The organism is Hydrogenophaga atypica (assembly GCF_042665215.1).
Classification (GTDB): Bacteria; Pseudomonadota; Gammaproteobacteria; order Burkholderiales; family Burkholderiaceae_C; genus Hydrogenophaga; species Hydrogenophaga defluvii_A.
Map to the genome: position 1 here is coordinate 40,296 of NZ_JBHTCA010000012.1, position 17,337 is coordinate 57,632.

The window sequence follows — 17,337 nt, forward strand, 5'->3', positions numbered from 1 at the left end:
CACACCGGTACCGTCAAAACGCGCGCATTATCGCGAATGCTTGGCGATCAGCGCCCGGGCCTCCGACACCAGCTTGGCGCCGTCGATGTTCTTGCCCTTCATTTCATTGACCCAGTCGGTTTCCACCGACCCGGCGGTGCGACGCCAGCGCTGCGTTTCGGCCACATCCAGCTCGATGATGTTGTTCTTGGCCTTGACCGCGATCTCGCGACCGGTGCGATCACCTTCGTCCATGGCGCGGCCAAACATGGCCGCCGTTTCGATGCCCGAGTTCTTGTCGATCACGGCCTTGAGGTCGGCTGGCAACTTGTCGTAGGCGGCCTTGTTCATCGAGAACGCGAAGGTCTGGGTGTACAGGCCCTCCTTGCCGGCAAATGTGGTGTGGTTCTTCACCAGTTCGGTGACCTTGAGCGACGGCGTGACCTCCCAAGGAATGGTCGTCCCGTCGATGGTGCCCTTGGACAAGGCATCCGTCACGGCGGGCACGGGCATGCCCACCGGCGTGGCACCAAGCTTGACCAGCATGTTGTTGATGACGCGCGAGCCACCGCGAATCTTCATCCCGCGCAAGCTTTCCAGGCCGGTGACAGGTGCCTTGGTGTGGAACAGCCCGGGGCCGTGCGTGTGCACCGCGAGCAGCTTGACGTCCTTGAATTCGTCGGCCGCGTTGGCTTGCACGTATTCCCAGAACGCGCGCGATGAATGTTCAGCGACACCACTCATGAAGGGCAACTCGAACACCTCGGACTTGTTGAAGCGCCCTGGCGTGTAGCCCAGCACGGTCCAGGTGATGTCGGCGACGCCGTCCTTGGCCTGGTCAAACAGCTGCGGCGGCGCACCACCCAGTTGCATGGCATGAAACAGCTGGATCTTGATGCGTCCACCCGAATCGGCCTCCACCTTTTGTGCCCAGGGGATGATGGCTTTGGCCGGAATGACGGCCTGCGGCGGCAAAAACTGGTGCAGGCGCAGGGTCACGGTTTGTTGTGCCATCGCGGTGGAGCTGGCCGTGGCGGCCAGTGCAGCCATGGCGGCCAAGGCAGCGCGTCGGTTCACGAATCTCATGTGTTGTCTCCTGTCGGTGGATGTTGCGGGCCCACCAAGGGGCCTAGGCGCTGACTTTGCAATGTCCACCGTTCAAACGCAAGCGCAATTTCACTCATGTAGATATACCGCTTTGATATGACCCAGCCACGCCATCACGTGGGTGAGCAGGCGCTCTGCTCCTGCGCCAGCCAGCGATCGATCACCTTGCGCGCCTGCACCCCACCGGCATCGATGTTGAGTTTGAGCAAAGGCCGCTCCGGCCAAGTCAGCAGGTTGAGTTGCTGGCGTTCGAGCATCTCCAGGTCTTCCGAAAAAATCTTGTGCTGGCCGGCTCGGATGGCGTCGGTGAGCGCGCCATCCTGCGGCTGGAACTTGCGCGCCATGCCCCAGAAGTAGTGGATGGAGGTCTCGGTTTCGGGGGTGATGAAGTCCACCACGATGCTGTAGACCTTGTGTTCGGGCGGCGCCTCCACACCGCCGTGGCCGGCGTGGGCCACGCCCACTTCGATCATCACGTGGCTGGGCGGGGTGAAGCGACAGATCTGCCAGCGATCTACAGGCACATCGTCGGCCAGGCCGTGGCCACGCAAGGCCATCTTCCAGAACGGCGGTGCCTCGATGCCGTGCATAAAGCGGCTGGTCACCACCTCGTCGCCGTTCACCGAGGTCTTGCACGGGGTCTCGTCGATTTCCTTTTGGCCGATGGTGCCGGCGTGCACGTAGGTTTCGTGTGTGAGGTCCATCAGGTTGTCCACCATCAGGCGGTAGTCGCAGCGGATGTGGAACAAGCCTCCGCCGTATGCCCAGTCGGGGTGCTTGTGCCAGGGCTGCACGGGGATATCGTCTGCATTGGCCAACGTGGCGTCGCCCGGCCACACCCACACAAAACCATAACGTTCCACCGCCGGGTAGGCCCGTATGGGCGGGAACCCACCCACACGCTGACCAGGCATGGCCACGGTCTTGCCGTCGCAACCCATTTCAAGCCCGTGGTAGCCACACACCAGCTTGCCCGCGCACACCCGGCCCAGCGACAGCGGGGCGCCCCGGTGGGGGCAAAAATCCTGCAGCGCGGCCACATGGGCCGCGTCGCTGCGGTAGAAAACGATGCGTTCGCCGCAGACCATGCGGCCCAGGGGTTTGTCGGCCACTTCATCAGCTGTGGCGGCCACGTACCAGGCGTTTTTGGGGAAGGTCATGTTTTGTCTCCAGAACAAGAAAAGGGTTTTCAACGGCCCACGAATGTCGGCGTTCGGCGCTCGGCAAAGGCCTGCCGCCCTTCGGCGAAATCGGCGCTGGCCTTGGTGGCGGCTTCGCGTTCGCGCCACAGTGTGGGCTGGCTCCAGCCCAGGGCCATTTCATTGAGCGACTGCTTCATGCCTTGCACCGCCAGCGGCCCCATGGCCAACACCTGGGCACACCAGGCCTGCGCAGCGGCCTGCAACTCGCTCGCGGGCAGCAGCTTGTCCAAAAAACCCAGCTGCAGCAGATCGCGGTCGGGCACGGTTTCGGCCAACAAAAACAGCTTGCGCGCCACACCCAAACCCAGCCGGGCCACGTAGCGCTGCATGCCACTGGGGTAGTAGTGCAGGCCCAAGGCGCCGGCCGGCATGCGCAGCTCCATGCCCTCCACACCAAACCGAAAGTCGCAGGCCAGGGCCAGATCGGTGGCGCCGCCGTACACACTTCCGGGCAAGGCACACAAGGTCAGCGGGCGGGCGGTGGCCAGGGCATCGGGCACGGTTTCGAAGGGCATGGGGCCGGTTTCGCCGTCGTCACGAAACGCCCCCAGGTGGTAGCCGGCGCTGAACACCGGTCGCGGTTGGTTGGGTTGTGCGGTCAGCACCAGCGCACGCACCGACACATCGGCGTTGACCGCCGCGATGTGTTCCAGCAACAGCAACAGGTCGCCGTCTTCCAGCCGGTTGCGATGCTGGGGGCGGTTCAGGGTGAGGGTGGCCACACCCTGCGCGATCTGCAGCGTGGGGGGCGAGGAAGCGGTCTGAGGGCTCATGAGGACTTGAGAAAAGAAGCCATTGTTCAACATGCCGCGGCGGCTTGCAGCGGGTGGGATGGCGCACACCACATCAGGGTAAACACCTGTCAATTGGGCATGCCTGACCCATTGAATTAGTTATTTTTTATAACCATAATCGCCCACCATACCGACATTCAGACACCATGGCAAGCACCGACCTGACCCTCACCTTGCACGGCGATCAGCAACAGATCGCCGTCATCAAACTGACCCGCGCCGCCAAGCGCAACGCGCTGAACGATGCGCTGATCCTGGCCTTGCGCGACACCTTCCAGAACCTGCCCAGCAGCGTGCGCGCGGCCGTCATTGACGGCGATGGCGAGCACTTCTGCGCCGGCCTGGATTTGTCGGAACTGCAGGAGCGCGACGCCGGCCAAGGCCTGCATCACTCGCGCATGTGGCACGCGGCACTGGAGTGTGTGCAGAACGGCCCGGTGCCGGTGGTGGCCGCCTTGCACGGCGCCGTGGTGGGCGGCGGTCTGGAGCTGGCCAGCGCCTGCCACATCCGTGTGGCCGACGAAAACACGTTCTTCGCCTTGCCCGAAGGCACCCGCGGCATCTTCGTGGGCGGTGGTGGTTCGGTGCGCATTCCGAAGCTGATCGGCGTGGCCCGCATGACCGACATGATGCTGACGGGCCGCGTCTACAACGCCGTTGACGGCGAGCGCGTGGGTCTGGCGCAGTACCTGGTGCCCGCCGGCACCGCGCTGGACAAGGCGTTGGCCCTCGCCACCCAGATCGCCACCAACGCGCCGCTGACCAACTACGCGTTGATGCATGCCCTGCCCCGGATTGCCGAGCAGCCGGCCGACCACGGTTTCATGACCGAAGCCATGATGGCCGCGATTGCCCAGGCCGCCCCCGAAGCCAAAGAGAGGGTGCGCGCCTTTCTTGAAGGCAAGGCGGCCAAGGTGAAAAAAGCCTGACGCCTCGAAGAAGAAAAAAGAACAACGGAGACAAGATGAGCACCCCCCACACTTCCCCGCGGTTCCGCCCCATGCGCTTCGGCGTGACCCGCGTGCGCCTGCGCGACGGCGCGCCCGGCACCCACTACCTGCGCGCCGAACAAGACCTGCTGCCCTACCCCGAGCGCCTGACCGACCGGTTGCGCCATTGGGCCGAGACCGCGCCCGAGCGCAGCTTCATGGCGCAACGCCAGCCCACCACCGATGCGCAAGGTAAAACCACCCTCGGCGACTGGCGGCACGTCAGCTACCGCGAAGCCTGGGACACCGCGCGCCGCATCGCACAGTCGCTGATCAACCGCGGCCTGAGCGCCGAGCGCCCGGTGGTCATCCTGAGCGAAAACAGCCTGGACCACGCGCTGATGGGCCTGGGCTGCATGGTGGCGGGGGTCCCTTATGTGCCCACCTCGCCGGCCTACTCGCTCATCAGCCAGGACTACGACAAACTCAAACACGTGCTGCGCACCGTGACGCCGGGTCTGGTGTTTGCCACCGACGGCGCACGCTACGCCAAAGCCATTGCCGCGGCGGTGCCGGCCGATGTGGAGGTGGTGCTGTCCCACGGCGGTGTGGCGGATCGCCAGGTCACGTCTTTTGAACAGCTCACCCTGACCGACGCCACCAGCGCCGTGGACGCAGCGATGGCCGCCACGGGGCCGGACACCATCGTGAAGTTCCTCTTCACCAGCGGCTCCACCAAGCTGCCCAAGGCCGTCATCAACACACAGCGCCTGTGGTGCGCCAACCAGCAGCAGATGGCGCAGTCCATGCCGGTGCTGGCCGAGCAGCCCCTGGTGCTGTGCGACTGGCTGCCCTGGAACCACACCTTTGGTGGCAACCACAACGTCGGGATGGTGGTCTACCACGGCGGCACGATGTACATCGACGACGGCAAACCCACGCCCGCGTTGATGCACGAGACGCTGCGCAACCTGCGTGAGATCGCCCCCACGGTGTACTTCAACGTGCCCACCGGGTTCGAGGCCATCGCCAACGCCATGAAAACCGACGACGCCTTGCGCAAGAACCTCCTCTCGCGCGTCAAGATGTTCTTTTATGCTGGCGCCGCCCTGGCCCAGCCGATCTGGGACAGCCTGTACGAAAGCGAAGAGCGCGAAATCGGTGAGCGCATCGTCATGGGCACCGGGCTGGGCATGACCGAATCCGGCCCATTTGGCATCTTCGTGACCAACCCCTTCGTCACCGCAGGCGATCTGGGTGTGCCCACACCCGGCCTGGAACTCAAGCTGGTGGACACCGACGGCAAAACCGAGGTGCGCTACAAGGGCCCCAACATCACCCCCGGCTACTGGCGCGCGCCCAAAGAAACCGCCGAGGCCTTTGACGAGGAAGGCTTCTTCTGCACCGGCGACGCGGTGAAGTGGATCGACGAAACCGACGTGCACCTCGGCCTGAAATTCGACGGCCGCATTGCAGAGGACTTCAAGCTCGCCACCGGCACCTTCGTGAGCGTGGGGCCGCTGCGTGCCAAGGTCATCGCGGCCGGCGCGCCCTACATCCAGGACGTGGTGCTGACCGGCATCAACCTCAAAGAGGTGGGTGCCATGGTCTTCCCCACCCCGGCCGTGCGCCAACTGGCCGGCTTGCCCGCCGATGCGGCCATGGCCGACGTGCTGGCCAGCGCCCCGGTGCTGGCCCACTTCCAGTCGGTGGTGAACACGCTGGCAAAAACAGCCACCGGCAGCGCCAACCGCATCGCCCGCCTGTGCCTGCTGTCCGAACCACCCACCATCGACCGGGGCGAGGTCACCGACAAAGGCTCCATCAACCAGCGCGCCGTGCTGGCCCACCGTGCCGACACGGTGGACGCCCTGCACGGCGGCCGCCTGCACCACATCCTCCTTCCGCAGTGACAAGCACCATGGCAAACCCCGGTTTTTTCTCCTCCTTCGACGACGTCTGGATGCTGGACGGTGTGCGCACGCCCATGGTCGATTACTGCGGCGCACTGGGCCACATCTCGCCCACGGATCTGGGCATCAAGGCGGCCCGTGCCGCGCTGGCCCGGGCCGGTGTGCCCGGCAGCGACATCGGCTCGGTGGTCACGGGCAACATGGCGCCCGGCGACTTCGACCAGTTTTTCCTGCCCCGCCACATCGGGCTCTACGCCGGTGTGCCGGTGGACGTGCCGGCCATCATGGCCCAGCGCATTTGTGGCACCGGCTTCGAGCTGTTCCGCCAGGCCGGTGAACACATCCAGGGCGGCGCCTGCGAGGCCGCGCTGGTGGTGGGCACCGAGAGCATGACGCGCAACCCCATCGCCGCCTTCGACCACCGCACCGGTTTCAAACTCGGCGCGCCCGTCGGCTTCAAGGACTACATGTGGGAGGCGCTGAAAGACCCGGCCGCCGGCATCAACATGATCCAGACGGCCGAGAACCTGGCCAAAAAGTACGCCATCAGCCGCGAAGACGTGGATGCTTTTGCGTCCAGCTCCTTTGCCAAGGCGGTGGCGGCGCAGGAAAGCGGTTTCCTGGCTGGCGAAATCGTGCCGGTCGTCACCGAAAAGTTCGAGCTCGATGGCTACAAGCCACGCGGCATCAAGCTGCAGGGCAAGGTCACCGAGGTGGCCACCGACACCCACGCCCGCATCTCCCCAGTGGAGGTGCTGGCCAAGCTCAAGCCGGTGTACGAAGGTGGCGTGCAGACCGGTGGCAACAGCTCGGCGCTGGTGGATGCAGCGGCAGCGGCCGTGGTGGCCTCGGGCAACTACGCCAAAGCCCACGGCAAGAAGCCGCTGGCACGCATCGTGGCCGCCGCTGCGGTGGGCGTGCCGCCCGAAATCATGGGCATCGGCCCGGCACCGGCCATCCGCCTGCTGCTGGCGCGCACCGGCCTCACGCTGGACCAAATCGGCCGATATGAAATCAACGAAGCCCAAGGCGCCCAAACCCTGGCCGTGGGCCTCGAGTTGGGCCTGGACCTGGCCAAGCTCAACGTCAACGGCGGCGCCATCGCACTGGGTCACCCGCTGGCCGCCACCGGCGTGCGCCTGACCATCACCCTGGCGCGCGAGCTGCAACGCAGCGGCCTGCGTTATGGCATCTCCAGCGCCTGCGTGGGCGGTGGGCAAGGCATTGCGCTGCTGGTCGAAAACCCCGACGCGGCCTGATCTTTCACAGCGACAAAACACAAAGGACTCGACCATGCAGATTCAAGGACAAGTGGCCCTCGTCACAGGCGGTGGCTCTGGCCTCGGCGAAGCCACCGCACGCGAGCTGGCCCGCCTGGGCGCCAAGGTGGCGGTGCTCGACGTGAACCTGGCCAACGCCGAGCGTGTGGCCGCCGACATCGGCGGCGTGGCCTGCCCCTGCGACATCACCAGCACCGACAGCCTGCAAGCAGCGTTCGACAAGGTCACTTCGACCCTGGGCCCGGCGCGCATTCTGATGAACATCGCCGGCATCGGCACCGCCAAACGTGTGGTGCAAAAAGACGGCAGCGCCGCCCCGCTGGACGATTTCAGCAAGGTCATCACCGTCAACCTGGTGGGCACCTACAACGCCAGCCGCCTGTTTGCAGCGGCCTGCGCCAAGCTCGATCCACTGGAAGACGGCGAGCGCGGCGTGATGTTGTTCACCGCCTCGGTGGCGGCGTTCGATGGCCAAGTGGGCCAGCAAGCCTACAGCGCCTCCAAGGGTGGGCTGGTGGGCATGACACTGCCGATGGCGCGCGACCTGGCGCAACATGGCATCCGCGTGTGCACCATCGCCCCGGGCCTGTTTGCCACGCCGCTGATGAAAAGCCTGCCCGAGCCGGTGCAGGCCTCGCTGGCCGCCAGCATCCCCTTCCCGCCGCGCCTGGGCAAGCCCTCGGAGTTCGCCGAGCTGGCCTGCCACATCGTCACCAACACCCACCTCAACGGCGAGGTCATCCGCTTGGATGGCGCCCTGCGCATGGCGCCGAGATGAAGCCCACCCCGTCGCTTGCCCGCTGCGCGTGGCCGCATCCCCCTCGAGGGGCGACACCAGCCGTCCCGCAGAGCCGGCCCGGCGGTGTCCCCCGGATGAACCTGTTTATGCGCTGCCGCTTGTTGACCTGCTGACCTTTTTGTTCCCCCGTTCCCCAACCACCCCTAGGAGACACACCATGAAAAACATCAAGACCCTGATCGCCACCGCCGTGGCCGTGCTGGCCACCGGTGCAGCCCAAGCCGACATCAACATCGGCGTCAGCCTGGCGCTCACCGGCCCGGGTTCGGGCCTGGGCATCCCGATGCAGAACTACTTCAAGCTGTTCCCGCAAAGCATTGGCGGTGAGAAGGTGAACCTCATCATCCTGGACGACGCCACCGACCCCGGCAAGGGCGCGGCCAACGCCCGCCGCTTCGTGACCGAAGACAAGGTGGACCTCATCATCGGCTCGTGCATCACCGCTGTGGCAGCCGCCATGACCGACATCGCCAGCGAAGCGGGCACGGTGCAACTGGCCGGCTCGCCCGTGGGCGTGCCCGCCGGCAAGGACAAATGGTTGTTCCGCCTGCCGCAGTCCAACACCGTGATGGGCAGCGCGGTGGTGGAGCACATGAAAAAACAGGGCGTGAAAACCCTGGGCTTCCTGGGCTACACCGACGCCTACGGCGAACAGTGGCTGAAGGAAATCACCCCGCTGCTGGACAAGGCCGGTATCAAGATCGTGGCGACCGAGCGTTTTGCCCGCACCGACACCAGCGTGACCCCACAAGCCCTCAAGCTGACCTCGGCCAACCCCGATGCCATGCTGATCGTGGCCTCGGGCTCGGGTGCCGCCATGCCGCACATGGCCGTGGTGGACCGTGGCTACAAAGGCAAGATCTACCAGACCCACGCTGCCGCCACCCAAGACCTGATGCGCGTGGGCGGCAAGGCGGTGGAGGGCTCGTTTGTGGTGTCCGGCCCGGCCGTGATCGCCGAACAACTGCCCGACAGCCACCCGTCCAAAAAACAGGCCATCGACTTCGTGCAGAAGTACGAAAAGGCCTACGGCGCCAACTCGCGCAACCAGTTCGCCGGCCATTCCTACGACGCACAGGTGGTGCTAGAAAAAATTGTGCCTGCCGCACTCAAGAAAGCCAAGCCCGGCACGCCCGAGTTCCGCGCGGCACTGCGCGATGGCATGGAGACCATGGGCCGCACCATCTTCGCCCACGGCGTGATGAACTGGACCGCCGCCGACCACTGGGGCTACACCAACGAAACCGGTGTGATGCTCAAGGTCGTGGACGGCAAGTTCAAGGTCGAATAAGCCTTGCTCTCCCGGGGCGCGCCCGTGCGGACGCGCCCCACCCTCTCCCTCCCCAACCCGGACCCGGCCATGGATTTCTCGATCGCCAGCATTCTGCTGCTGGACGGTGTGACCAACGGCGCCATTTACGCGCTGCTGGGCCTCGCCACGGTGCTTGTGTTCACCGTCACCCGCATCATCTTCATTCCGCAGGGCGAGTTTGTCGCCTACGGGGCCCTCACCCTCGCCATGCTGCAGACCGGCAAAACACCCGGCACGGTGTGGCTGCTGCTCATCCTGGCCGGCATCGCCGCCGTGATGGAAGGGGTGGCGCGTTTCCGCCACCACGGCCACGCGGGCCGCGCCACACAGGCCGCACTCAAAACCCTGTTGGCGCCGGTGATCGTGTCGCTGTTCACCATCTGGGCGGCACCTCAGCAGTGGCCGCTGGTGGCACAAGCGCTGCTGTCGGTGGCCGTGGTCACCGCCTTCGGCCCATTGGTCTACCGCGTGGCCTACCAGTCGCTGGAAGACGCCACGCCACTGGTGCTGCTCATCGTTTCCGTGGGCGTGCACTTCGCCATGACCGGCCTGGGCCTGTTGTTCTTTGGCGCCGAGGGTTTCCGCAACCCCAGCTTCTGGGACTACCGAGGCCAACTGGGCCCACTCACCTTGAGCGGCCAGACCATCATCATCGGCCTGAGCACGGTGGCCTTGATCGTGTTGTTCTACCTCTACTTCGAGCGTTCGCTCAAGGGCAAGGCCTTGCGCGCCACCGCCGTCAACCGCACCGGCGCACGCCTCATGGGCATTTCCACCCACAGCTCGGGCCAGCTCACCTTCACCATGGCGGCCCTGCTGGGCGCGCTCTCGGGCTTGCTGATCGGCCCCACCACCACCGTGTTCTACGACTCGGGATTCCTCATCGGCCTGAAGGGTTTTGTGGCCGCCGTGGTGGCTGGCCTGTCCAGCTACCCGGGCGCGCTCATCGGCGCCATGTTCGTGGGTGTCGTCGAATCCTTCGGCTCCTTCTGGGCCAGCGCTTTCAAGGAAGTGATCGTGTTCACGCTGATCCTGCCGGTGCTCTTGATCCGCTCCATCACCAGCGGCCACTCCGACGAGGACCACTGAAGTGAAAAAGCCCACCCCCGTCACTTGCCCGCTTCGCGTGGCCGCATCCCCCCTCAAGGGGGCGACACCAGCCGTCCGGCAGAGCCGGCCCGGCGGTGTCCCCCGCCTGGGCGCACTTGACGCCAGCAACCCGTCCGATCCGTCGCCATGGATATAAGAAAAACCGGGCTGATCGCCCTCATCGCCGCCGTGCCGCTGATAGCGGTGCTGCCGCTGCCTGATTTCTGGATCACGCAGCTCAACTACATCGGCCTGTACAGCCTCACCTCGCTGGGCCTGGTGCTGCTCACCGGCATTGGTGGCCTCACCTCCTTCGGGCAGGCGGCATTTGTGGGCATTGGCGCCTACACCACCGCCTGGTTCACGCTCAACCTGGGCTATTCGCCGTGGGTCACGCTGTTCATCGGGCTGGCGTTCACTGCCATCAGCGCGCTGGTGGTGGGTGTCATCACGCTGCGCATGTCGGGCCATTACCTGCCGCTGGCCACCATCGCCTGGGGCCTGTCGCTCTACTACACCATGGGCAACCTCGATGCCTTGGGCAAGTACGACGGCCTGCTGGGCATCAAGAGCCTGTCCATCGCCGGTTTCGACATCGGCCAGGGCCGCGCCTTTTTTGTGCTGACCTGGGCCATCCTGCTGATGCTGGCTTTTGCGCTGCTCCACCTGTTGGACTCGCGTGCCGGCCGCGCCATCCGTGCCATGAAGGGTGGCTCGCAAATGGCCGAAGCCATGGGCATCAGCACCTTTCGCTACAAGGTCACCATCTTTGTGCTGGCCGCTTTGTTCGCCTCGGTGGCCGGCTGGCTGCTGGCGCACTTCCAGCGCACGGTCAACCCCTCGGCCTTCGGCCTGAAGATGGGCATCGAGTACCTGTTCATGGCGGTGCTGGGCGGTGTGGGCCATGTGTGGGGCGCCATCGCCGGTGCCGGGCTCATCAAGCTGCTCGACGACCAATTGCAGGTGCTGCTGCCCAAGCTCATTGGCACCAGCGGTAGCTACGAGGTCATCGTGTTTGGCATCGCCATGGTGCTGGTGCTCAAGTACCTGCCGGATGGCCTGTGGTCACTGGTGGAACGCAAGCTGCCGCGCAAACAGCGCAAGGTGGATTGGGCCAACGCCGCCGCCCTGCCCGAGCGCAGCAAACCCGCTGCCGGCGAAGTGGTGCTGGACGTGCAAGCCATACGCAAGCAGTTCGGTGGCCTCACCGCCGTGAACGACATCAGCTTTCAGATCCAGGCCGGGCAGATCGTGGGCCTGATCGGCCCCAACGGGGCGGGCAAGTCCACCACCTTCAACCTCATCACCGGCGTGCTGGGCATGACCAGCGGCCAAGTGGTCTTCCGGGGCCAGGCGGTGGGTGGCAAGCCCTCGCGCGAAATCTCGCGCTTGGGGATGGCGCGTACCTTCCAGCACGTCAAGATGATTGCCGACATGACGGTGCTGGAAAACGTGGCGCTGGGCGCCCACACCCGGGGCAGCAAAGGCGTGTTGCCCGCCATGTTGCGCACCAACCGCGCCGAGGAGCAGCGGCTGTTCCGCGAGGCCCAGCGCCAGCTGGAGCGTATTGGCATGGGTGCCTACCTGCACGAACAGGCCGGCAACCTGGCCATGGGGCCACAGCGCCTGATGGAAATCGCGCGCGCCTTGTGCGCCGACCCCGCCCTGCTGCTGCTGGACGAACCCGCCGCCGGCCTGCGCCACAAGGAGAAACAGGCCTTGGCCGATGTGCTGCGCCAGTTGCAGCGCGAAGGCGTGAGCATCCTGCTGGTGGAGCACGACATGGACCTGGTGATGCAGGTCTGCGACCACCTGGTGGTGATGGAGTTTGGCACCCTGCTGACCCAGGGCACACCCGCCCACGTTCAACAAGACCCCAAGGTCCGCGCGGCCTACCTCGGCACAGAGCATTGACATGAGCACCCCCCTACTTCGCATCCAGCAGCTGCGCGCCGGTTACGGCCGCGCTGAGGTGCTGCACGGCATCGACCTGCACGCCGACAAAGGCAGCGTCATCACCGTGATCGGCCCCAATGGCGCCGGCAAATCCACCTTGCTCAACAGCATGATGGGCTTGCTGCCGTCCAAGGGCCTGGTCGAGTACCAGGGCGAGGACATCGGCACCCTCACCCTGGAAGAACGCGTGATGCGCGGCATCGCGCTGGTGCCCGAAAAACGCGAGCTGTTCGGCACCATGCCAGTGGAAGACAACCTGGTGCTGGGTGGCTACCGCCAGATGCGCATGGGCAACGCCCAGTGGCGCTCGCGCCTCGACGATGTGTACGCCCTGTTCCCGCGCCTGAAGGAGCGCCGCACCCAGCTGGCCGGCACGCTCTCGGGCGGTGAGCGCCAGATGCTGGCGGTGGGCCGCTCGCTCATGTCGGGCCCGCAGGTGTTGATGCTGGACGAACCCAGCCTGGGCCTGGCGCCGCTGATCGTGAAAGAGATTTTTGCCATCATCGAAACCCTGCGCCAGACCGGCGTGACCATCGTGCTGGTGGAGCAAAACGCGCGCGCCGCGCTGGCCGTGGCCGACCACGGCTACGTGCTGGAAATGGGCGAGTTGAGCCTGCACGGGCCGGCAGCCGAACTGGCGCAAGACCCGCGCGTGATCGACACCTACCTCGGGGCCGCCAAACAATGAACGCCTACCGCCCCAACCCGGCAGAGACCACCTTTCTGCTCTTCGACGTGCTGCGCCTGCCGCAGCAACTGGCCGAACTGCCCGCCCTGGCCGAGGTGGCCGACCCCGCCCTGATGCAACAGGTGCTGGAAGAAGCCGGCAAATTTGTGGGTGAGGTGGTGGCGCCGCTGAACCGCGATGGCGATGAAATCGGCTGCCGCTTCGAGGCTGGCACGGTCACCGCGCCACCCGGTTTTGCCGACGCCTATCGCGCCTTCTGGCAAGCCGGCTGGCCCGCCCTGGCCACAGCCACCGAAGACGGTGGCCAGGGCCTGCCCAGCGTGCTGGAAGCCGTGTTGTACGAATGGCTGAGCGCGGCCAACCACGGCTGGACCATGGCACCCGGCCTGCTGCATGGGGCCTACGAGTGTGTGAAACACCACGCAAGCGACGCCCTCAAGGCGCAGTACCTGGAGAAGCTCGCCACCGGCGAATGGTTGGCCACCATGTGCCTGACCGAACCCCACGCGGGCAGCGACCTGGGGCTGGTGCGCACCAAGGCCGTGCCGCAGCCTGACGGCGGCTACCTGCTCAGTGGCACCAAGATCTTCATCTCGGGGGGTGAGCATGACCTGAGCGAGAACATCGTCCACCTGGTGCTGGCCCGCCTGCCGGATGCGCCTGCTGGCCCGAAAGGGCTCTCGCTGTTCCTGGTGCCCAAGTTCTACACCGATGGCAGCGGCCACAGCGCCGGGCCGTCCCAAGCAAGGCCAGCCCCCTCGGGGGGCAGCGCTCCACACGAAGTGGGCAGCGTGGGGGCCTGGGTACGCAGTGCCGTGGTGTGCGAACGCATCGAGGAAAAAATGGGCCTGCACGGCAGCCCCACCTGCGTGATGCGCTTCGACGAAGCCCATGCACAAATCGTCGGCGAACCGGGCCGTGGGCTCAACGCCATGTTCGTGATGATGAACGCCGCGCGCCTGCACGTGGCCCTGCAGGGTGTGGGCCTGCTCGACGCCGCCTGGCAAAAGGCCAACGCCTATGCTGCCGAGCGCCGACAGATGCGTGCGCCCGGCCCGCGTGTGGACGGTGAAGCGGCCGACCTCATCCACCGCCACCCCGCCATGCGCCAGAAGCTGGACACCCAGCGCGCCTGGGTGGACGCGGGCCGCGTGTTGGCCTACCGCACCGCGCTGGAGCTGGACGTGGCCAAACACCACCCCGACGCAGCCCGCCGTGCCTCAGCCCAGCGCTGGTGCGCCCTGACCACACCCGTGCTCAAAAGCGCCTTCACCGAACAAGCCTTCAGCGGCGGCAGCGAATGCCTGCAGGTGTTTGGCGGCCACGGCTATGTGCGCGAATGGGGCATCGAACAAATCGTGCGCGACGCGCGGGTGAGCATGATTTATGAAGGCACCAACGAGATCCAGGCCATCGACCTGCTGCTGCGCAAGGTGCTGCCCGACGGTGGTACGGCCTTGAACCAGTTGCTGGACGAGCTGGGCGAAGGTCTGCGCATCAGCGCGCTGCGCGACATGGCGCAGACCGTGGTGAAAGCCGCCCCGAGCAGCGAGACCCTGGCCCATGAGGTGGCCGGCGATTTCCTGCGCGCCACCGCCCTGGTGCTGCTGGACTGGGCCTGGCAGCAAATCGAGAACGCTGCGCCCACCGACGATGAACGCTGGCAACGCCCTGCCCTGGCTCTGCACCAGCGCGTGTTGCCCGAATTTGAGATGCGCCGGCAGATGGTGCTGGCGCGCTGTGCACAATAGCCGACTCAACCGACCCAGAACATGAGCAAGTCCACCTTCTACGACATCCAGGTCCAGTTTGGCGACTGCGACCCGGCCGGCATCGTCTTTTTTCCCAACTTCTCCAAGTGGATGGACGCCGCCTCGCTGCATTTTTTCATGGCCAACGGCGTGCCACCCTGGCGCGAGCTGATCAGGACGCGTGGCATCGTCGGCACACCGCTGCTGGAGATCAACACCCGCTTCATGGTGCCCGCCACCTACGGCGAAACGCTGCGCATCGAAACCACCGTGGAAGAATGGCGCGAGAAGGTGTTCATCCAGAAACATGTGGTGCGACGTGGCGACACGGTGTTGTGCGAGGGCCGGGAAACCCGCGCTTTCGTCGTGCACCCGCCCGAGAACCCGGATCGCATCAAGGCCATCCCGGTGCCCGAGGACATCAAGGCTTTGTGCGCCTGAGCCATCCCCACGCACACACATGGCCGAACCCAGCACCGCCCGCAGCCTCAAACGCAGTTCGTCGCCCCGCAAGGCGGCGACAGTGGAGGGCGACATCGATACCAGCTACCTCGAAACCCTCACCGGCTACAACGCCCGCCGCGCGGCGCTGACCATCATTTCGGTGTTTCTGGAGCGCATGGCGCAGTACGAACTGCGTCCGGTCGATTTTTCAGTGCTGTCGCTCATCGCCCACAACCCCGGCATCACCTCGCGCCAGCTGTGTGGCGCGCTGGACATCCTGCCGCCCAACCTGGTGGGCATGCTGCGCGTTCTGGAAACGCGAGGCGTGATCGAAAAACGCGAACACCCCACCGACCGCCGCGCCCAGGGTTTGCACCTGAGCGCCGCCGGCAAAAAGCTGTACACCAAAGCACAACGCACCGCCTCGCAATTGGAGTTGGACACCCTGAGCGACCTCAGCCCACAGGAGCGTGAGACCTTGCACAGCTTGTTGCGGCGGGTGTACCGGCCCACGCGGGGCCCTGCCGCGTCAGATCAGACGATGTGAGCGGGGTGGTGGGACGCACCCACCCGTTCACAGCAGGACGATGTCGTACTGCTCCTGCGTCATGGAGCTTTCGCTGGTGAGTGAAATCGGCTTGCCGATGAAGTCCGACAGACCGGCGAGGTGTGGGCTTTCCTCATCGAGGAACAACTCCACCACCTGCGGCGACGCCACCACCCGGAACTCGCGCGGGCTGAAGGCCCGCGCTTCGCGCAGTATTTCGCGCAGGATGTCGTAACACACGCTGCGCGCGGTTTTCACCACACCTTTGCCCTCACACGCCGGGCAGGGTTCGCTGAGCATGTGGGCCAGCGATTCTCGGGTCCGTTTGCGGGTCATCTCCAGCAGGCCCAGCTGTGAAAAATCGCCCAACATGGTTTTCACGCGGTCGCGTGCGAGCTGTTTGCGAAACTCGGCCAACACGGCGGTGCGGTGCTCATCGCGCACCATGTCGATGAAATCGACAATGACAATGCCACCCAGGTTGCGCAGGCGCAGTTGGCGCGCGATGGCCTGCGCCGCTTCGAGGTTGGTTTTGAACACCGTCTCGTCGAAGTTGCGTGCACCCACAAACCCGCCGGTGTTGACGTCCACCGTGGTCAGGGCTTCGGTCTGATCGATGACCAGGTAGCCCCCCGACTTGAGGTCCACGCGCCGGCTCAACGCGCGCGCAATCTCTTCGTCGATGTTGTGGAGATCGAAGATGGGACGTTCACCGCTGTAGTGCTGCAGGCGCTTGAGGGTGGCCGGCATGAATTCCGTGGCGAATTGCTGCATCAGCCCAAACTGCTCGCGCGAGTCGATGCGAATGGACTGGGTCTGAGCGCCCACCAAGTCGCGCAGCACCCGTTGCATGAGGTTCAAGTCCTGGTGCAGCAGGCTGGCCGGTGGCTGGCGCGAGGCGGCTTCGCGTATGCGGTCCCAGGTCTTGCGCAGGTAGGCGATGTCCTCAGCCAGCTCTTCGTCGGTCGAATCCTCGGCATTGGTGCGCAGGATGAAGCCGCCACTGACCTGACCACCGGGCAAGGCGGTCAGCGTCGTCAAGCGCTGGCGCAGCGATTCGCGCAAATCGCCAGGGATTTTTTGCGACACACCGATGTGGTTGTCCTGAGGCAAAAACACCAGCAAACGGCCGGCGATGCTGATCTGGGCGGTCAGCCTCGCACCTTTGGTGCCAATGGGGTCCTTGAGCACCTGCACCATGAGGGCCTGGCCCTCGAACACCTGGCGCTCGATGGGCAACACACCGTCGCCCCCCGAGCTGGCCGCGCTGGCGGTCGCGTTGCGGTCCTTGGGCCCGTGTTTGGCGTTGATCTGGGGCATGAGGTCGGCCACATGCAGAAAGGCCGCACGTTCCAGCCCGATGTCGATGAAGGCCGACTGCATGCCCGGCAACACCCGCGAGACTTTGCCGAGGTACACGTTGCCCACCAGGCCGCGCTCCAAGGTGCGTTCCAGGTGCACCTCCTGCACCGCGCCTTGCTCGATCACGGCAACCCGGGTTTCCTGGGGCGCCCAGTTGATCAGAATGTCCTGGCTCATCGGATGTG

General features: G+C 65.4%; 15 protein-coding genes. 11 read left to right on the top strand and 4 right to left on the bottom strand.

Annotation, left to right across the window (positions count from 1 at the left end):
* Nucleotides 1-27: 27 nt before the first annotated feature.
* From ACFQPB_RS14885 to ACFQPB_RS14895, 3 genes are all read right to left on the bottom strand, one after another.
* Nucleotides 28-1,065 (bottom strand): TRAP transporter substrate-binding protein, encoded by a 1,038-nt coding sequence (locus ACFQPB_RS14885; protein WP_382224805.1) that lies wholly within the window; start codon nt 1,063-1,065, stop codon nt 28-30.
* A 134-nt stretch (nt 1,066-1,199) separates the two neighbouring features.
* Nucleotides 1,200-2,246, bottom strand: a complete 1,047-nt coding sequence (locus ACFQPB_RS14890) for an aromatic ring-hydroxylating dioxygenase subunit alpha (protein ID WP_382224808.1) — start codon at nt 2,244-2,246, stop codon at nt 1,200-1,202.
* Between the two features lie 29 nt (nt 2,247-2,275).
* Complete coding sequence (locus tag ACFQPB_RS14895) at nt 2,276-3,061, bottom strand: enoyl-CoA hydratase/isomerase family protein (RefSeq protein ID WP_382224811.1); 786 nt, start codon at nt 3,059-3,061, stop codon at nt 2,276-2,278.
* Nucleotides 3,062-3,228: 167 nt separating this feature from the next.
* Here ACFQPB_RS14895 and ACFQPB_RS14900 point away from each other — a divergent pair, with 167 nt between their 5' ends.
* From ACFQPB_RS14900 to ACFQPB_RS14950, 11 genes are all read left to right on the top strand, one after another.
* Complete coding sequence (locus ACFQPB_RS14900; RefSeq protein WP_382224814.1) at nt 3,229-4,011, top strand: crotonase/enoyl-CoA hydratase family protein; 783 nt, start codon at nt 3,229-3,231, stop codon at nt 4,009-4,011.
* 35 nt (nt 4,012-4,046) lie between these two features.
* Nucleotides 4,047-5,924, top strand: a complete 1,878-nt coding sequence (locus ACFQPB_RS14905; RefSeq protein WP_382224816.1) for a feruloyl-CoA synthase — start codon at nt 4,047-4,049, stop codon at nt 5,922-5,924.
* Between the two features lie 8 nt (nt 5,925-5,932).
* Nucleotides 5,933-7,183, top strand: coding sequence for a thiolase family protein (locus ACFQPB_RS14910; protein WP_382224819.1), 1,251 nt, complete (start codon nt 5,933-5,935; stop codon nt 7,181-7,183).
* Between the two features lie 34 nt (nt 7,184-7,217).
* Nucleotides 7,218-7,982 (top strand): 3-hydroxyacyl-CoA dehydrogenase, encoded by a 765-nt coding sequence (locus ACFQPB_RS14915; RefSeq protein ID WP_382201458.1) that lies wholly within the window; start codon nt 7,218-7,220, stop codon nt 7,980-7,982.
* A gap of 178 nt (nt 7,983-8,160) precedes the next feature.
* Complete coding sequence (locus ACFQPB_RS14920) at nt 8,161-9,294, top strand: ABC transporter substrate-binding protein (RefSeq protein WP_382224822.1); 1,134 nt, start codon at nt 8,161-8,163, stop codon at nt 9,292-9,294.
* Nucleotides 9,295-9,363: 69 nt separating this feature from the next.
* A complete protein-coding gene (locus tag ACFQPB_RS14925) occupies nt 9,364-10,404 on the top strand; it encodes a branched-chain amino acid ABC transporter permease (RefSeq protein ID WP_382224825.1) in 1,041 nt (346 codons plus the stop codon).
* A 147-nt stretch (nt 10,405-10,551) separates the two neighbouring features.
* Nucleotides 10,552-12,318, top strand: coding sequence for a branched-chain amino acid ABC transporter ATP-binding protein/permease (locus tag ACFQPB_RS14930; RefSeq protein ID WP_382224828.1), 1,767 nt, complete (start codon nt 10,552-10,554; stop codon nt 12,316-12,318).
* Nucleotide 12,319: 1 nt separating this feature from the next.
* On the top strand, nt 12,320-13,048 hold the full coding sequence (locus ACFQPB_RS14935) for an ABC transporter ATP-binding protein (RefSeq protein ID WP_382224831.1): 729 nt from the start codon (nt 12,320-12,322) through the stop codon (nt 13,046-13,048).
* Nucleotides 13,045-14,799, top strand: coding sequence for an acyl-CoA dehydrogenase family protein (locus tag ACFQPB_RS14940; RefSeq protein ID WP_382224833.1), 1,755 nt, complete (start codon nt 13,045-13,047; stop codon nt 14,797-14,799). Before ACFQPB_RS14935 ends, ACFQPB_RS14940 begins: the two co-directional genes overlap by 4 nt.
* A gap of 21 nt (nt 14,800-14,820) precedes the next feature.
* Nucleotides 14,821-15,240 carry an acyl-CoA thioesterase gene (locus tag ACFQPB_RS14945; protein WP_382224836.1) on the top strand — a complete coding sequence of 140 codons (420 nt, stop codon included), beginning with the start codon at nt 14,821-14,823 and terminating at the stop codon, nt 15,238-15,240.
* Nucleotides 15,241-15,259: 19 nt separating this feature from the next.
* Nucleotides 15,260-15,790, top strand: coding sequence for a MarR family winged helix-turn-helix transcriptional regulator (locus ACFQPB_RS14950; protein WP_382201446.1), 531 nt, complete (start codon nt 15,260-15,262; stop codon nt 15,788-15,790).
* Nucleotides 15,791-15,817: 27 nt separating this feature from the next.
* Here ACFQPB_RS14950 and rng read toward each other — a convergent pair whose 3' ends face one another.
* Complete coding sequence (gene rng / locus ACFQPB_RS14955; RefSeq protein WP_382201444.1) at nt 15,818-17,329, bottom strand: ribonuclease G; 1,512 nt, start codon at nt 17,327-17,329, stop codon at nt 15,818-15,820.
* Nucleotides 17,330-17,337 lie beyond the last annotated feature (8 nt).

What these genes read in the sequence shown, in the direction of transcription:
- ACFQPB_RS14945 (WP_382224836.1), top strand. Translation starts at nt 14,821, where the DNA reads ATGAGCAAGTCCACCTTCTACGACATCCAGGTCCAGTTTGGCGACTGC.
- ACFQPB_RS14885 (WP_382224805.1), bottom strand. Translation starts at nt 1,065, where the DNA reads ATGAGATTCGTGAACCGACGCGCTGCCTTGGCCGCCATGGCTGCACTG.
- ACFQPB_RS14900 (WP_382224814.1), top strand. Translation starts at nt 3,229, where the DNA reads ATGGCAAGCACCGACCTGACCCTCACCTTGCACGGCGATCAGCAACAG.
- ACFQPB_RS14940 (WP_382224833.1), top strand. Translation starts at nt 13,045, where the DNA reads ATGAACGCCTACCGCCCCAACCCGGCAGAGACCACCTTTCTGCTCTTC.
- ACFQPB_RS14895 (WP_382224811.1), bottom strand. Translation starts at nt 3,061, where the DNA reads ATGAGCCCTCAGACCGCTTCCTCGCCCCCCACGCTGCAGATCGCGCAG.
- ACFQPB_RS14915 (WP_382201458.1), top strand. Translation starts at nt 7,218, where the DNA reads ATGCAGATTCAAGGACAAGTGGCCCTCGTCACAGGCGGTGGCTCTGGC.
- ACFQPB_RS14890 (WP_382224808.1), bottom strand. Translation starts at nt 2,246, where the DNA reads ATGACCTTCCCCAAAAACGCCTGGTACGTGGCCGCCACAGCTGATGAA.
- ACFQPB_RS14935 (WP_382224831.1), top strand. Translation starts at nt 12,320, where the DNA reads ATGAGCACCCCCCTACTTCGCATCCAGCAGCTGCGCGCCGGTTACGGC.
- rng (WP_382201444.1), bottom strand. Translation starts at nt 17,329, where the DNA reads ATGAGCCAGGACATTCTGATCAACTGGGCGCCCCAGGAAACCCGGGTT.
- ACFQPB_RS14925 (WP_382224825.1), top strand. Translation starts at nt 9,364, where the DNA reads ATGGATTTCTCGATCGCCAGCATTCTGCTGCTGGACGGTGTGACCAAC.
- ACFQPB_RS14910 (WP_382224819.1), top strand. Translation starts at nt 5,933, where the DNA reads ATGGCAAACCCCGGTTTTTTCTCCTCCTTCGACGACGTCTGGATGCTG.
- ACFQPB_RS14905 (WP_382224816.1), top strand. Translation starts at nt 4,047, where the DNA reads ATGAGCACCCCCCACACTTCCCCGCGGTTCCGCCCCATGCGCTTCGGC.
- ACFQPB_RS14950 (WP_382201446.1), top strand. Translation starts at nt 15,260, where the DNA reads ATGGCCGAACCCAGCACCGCCCGCAGCCTCAAACGCAGTTCGTCGCCC.
- ACFQPB_RS14930 (WP_382224828.1), top strand. Translation starts at nt 10,552, where the DNA reads ATGGATATAAGAAAAACCGGGCTGATCGCCCTCATCGCCGCCGTGCCG.
- ACFQPB_RS14920 (WP_382224822.1), top strand. Translation starts at nt 8,161, where the DNA reads ATGAAAAACATCAAGACCCTGATCGCCACCGCCGTGGCCGTGCTGGCC.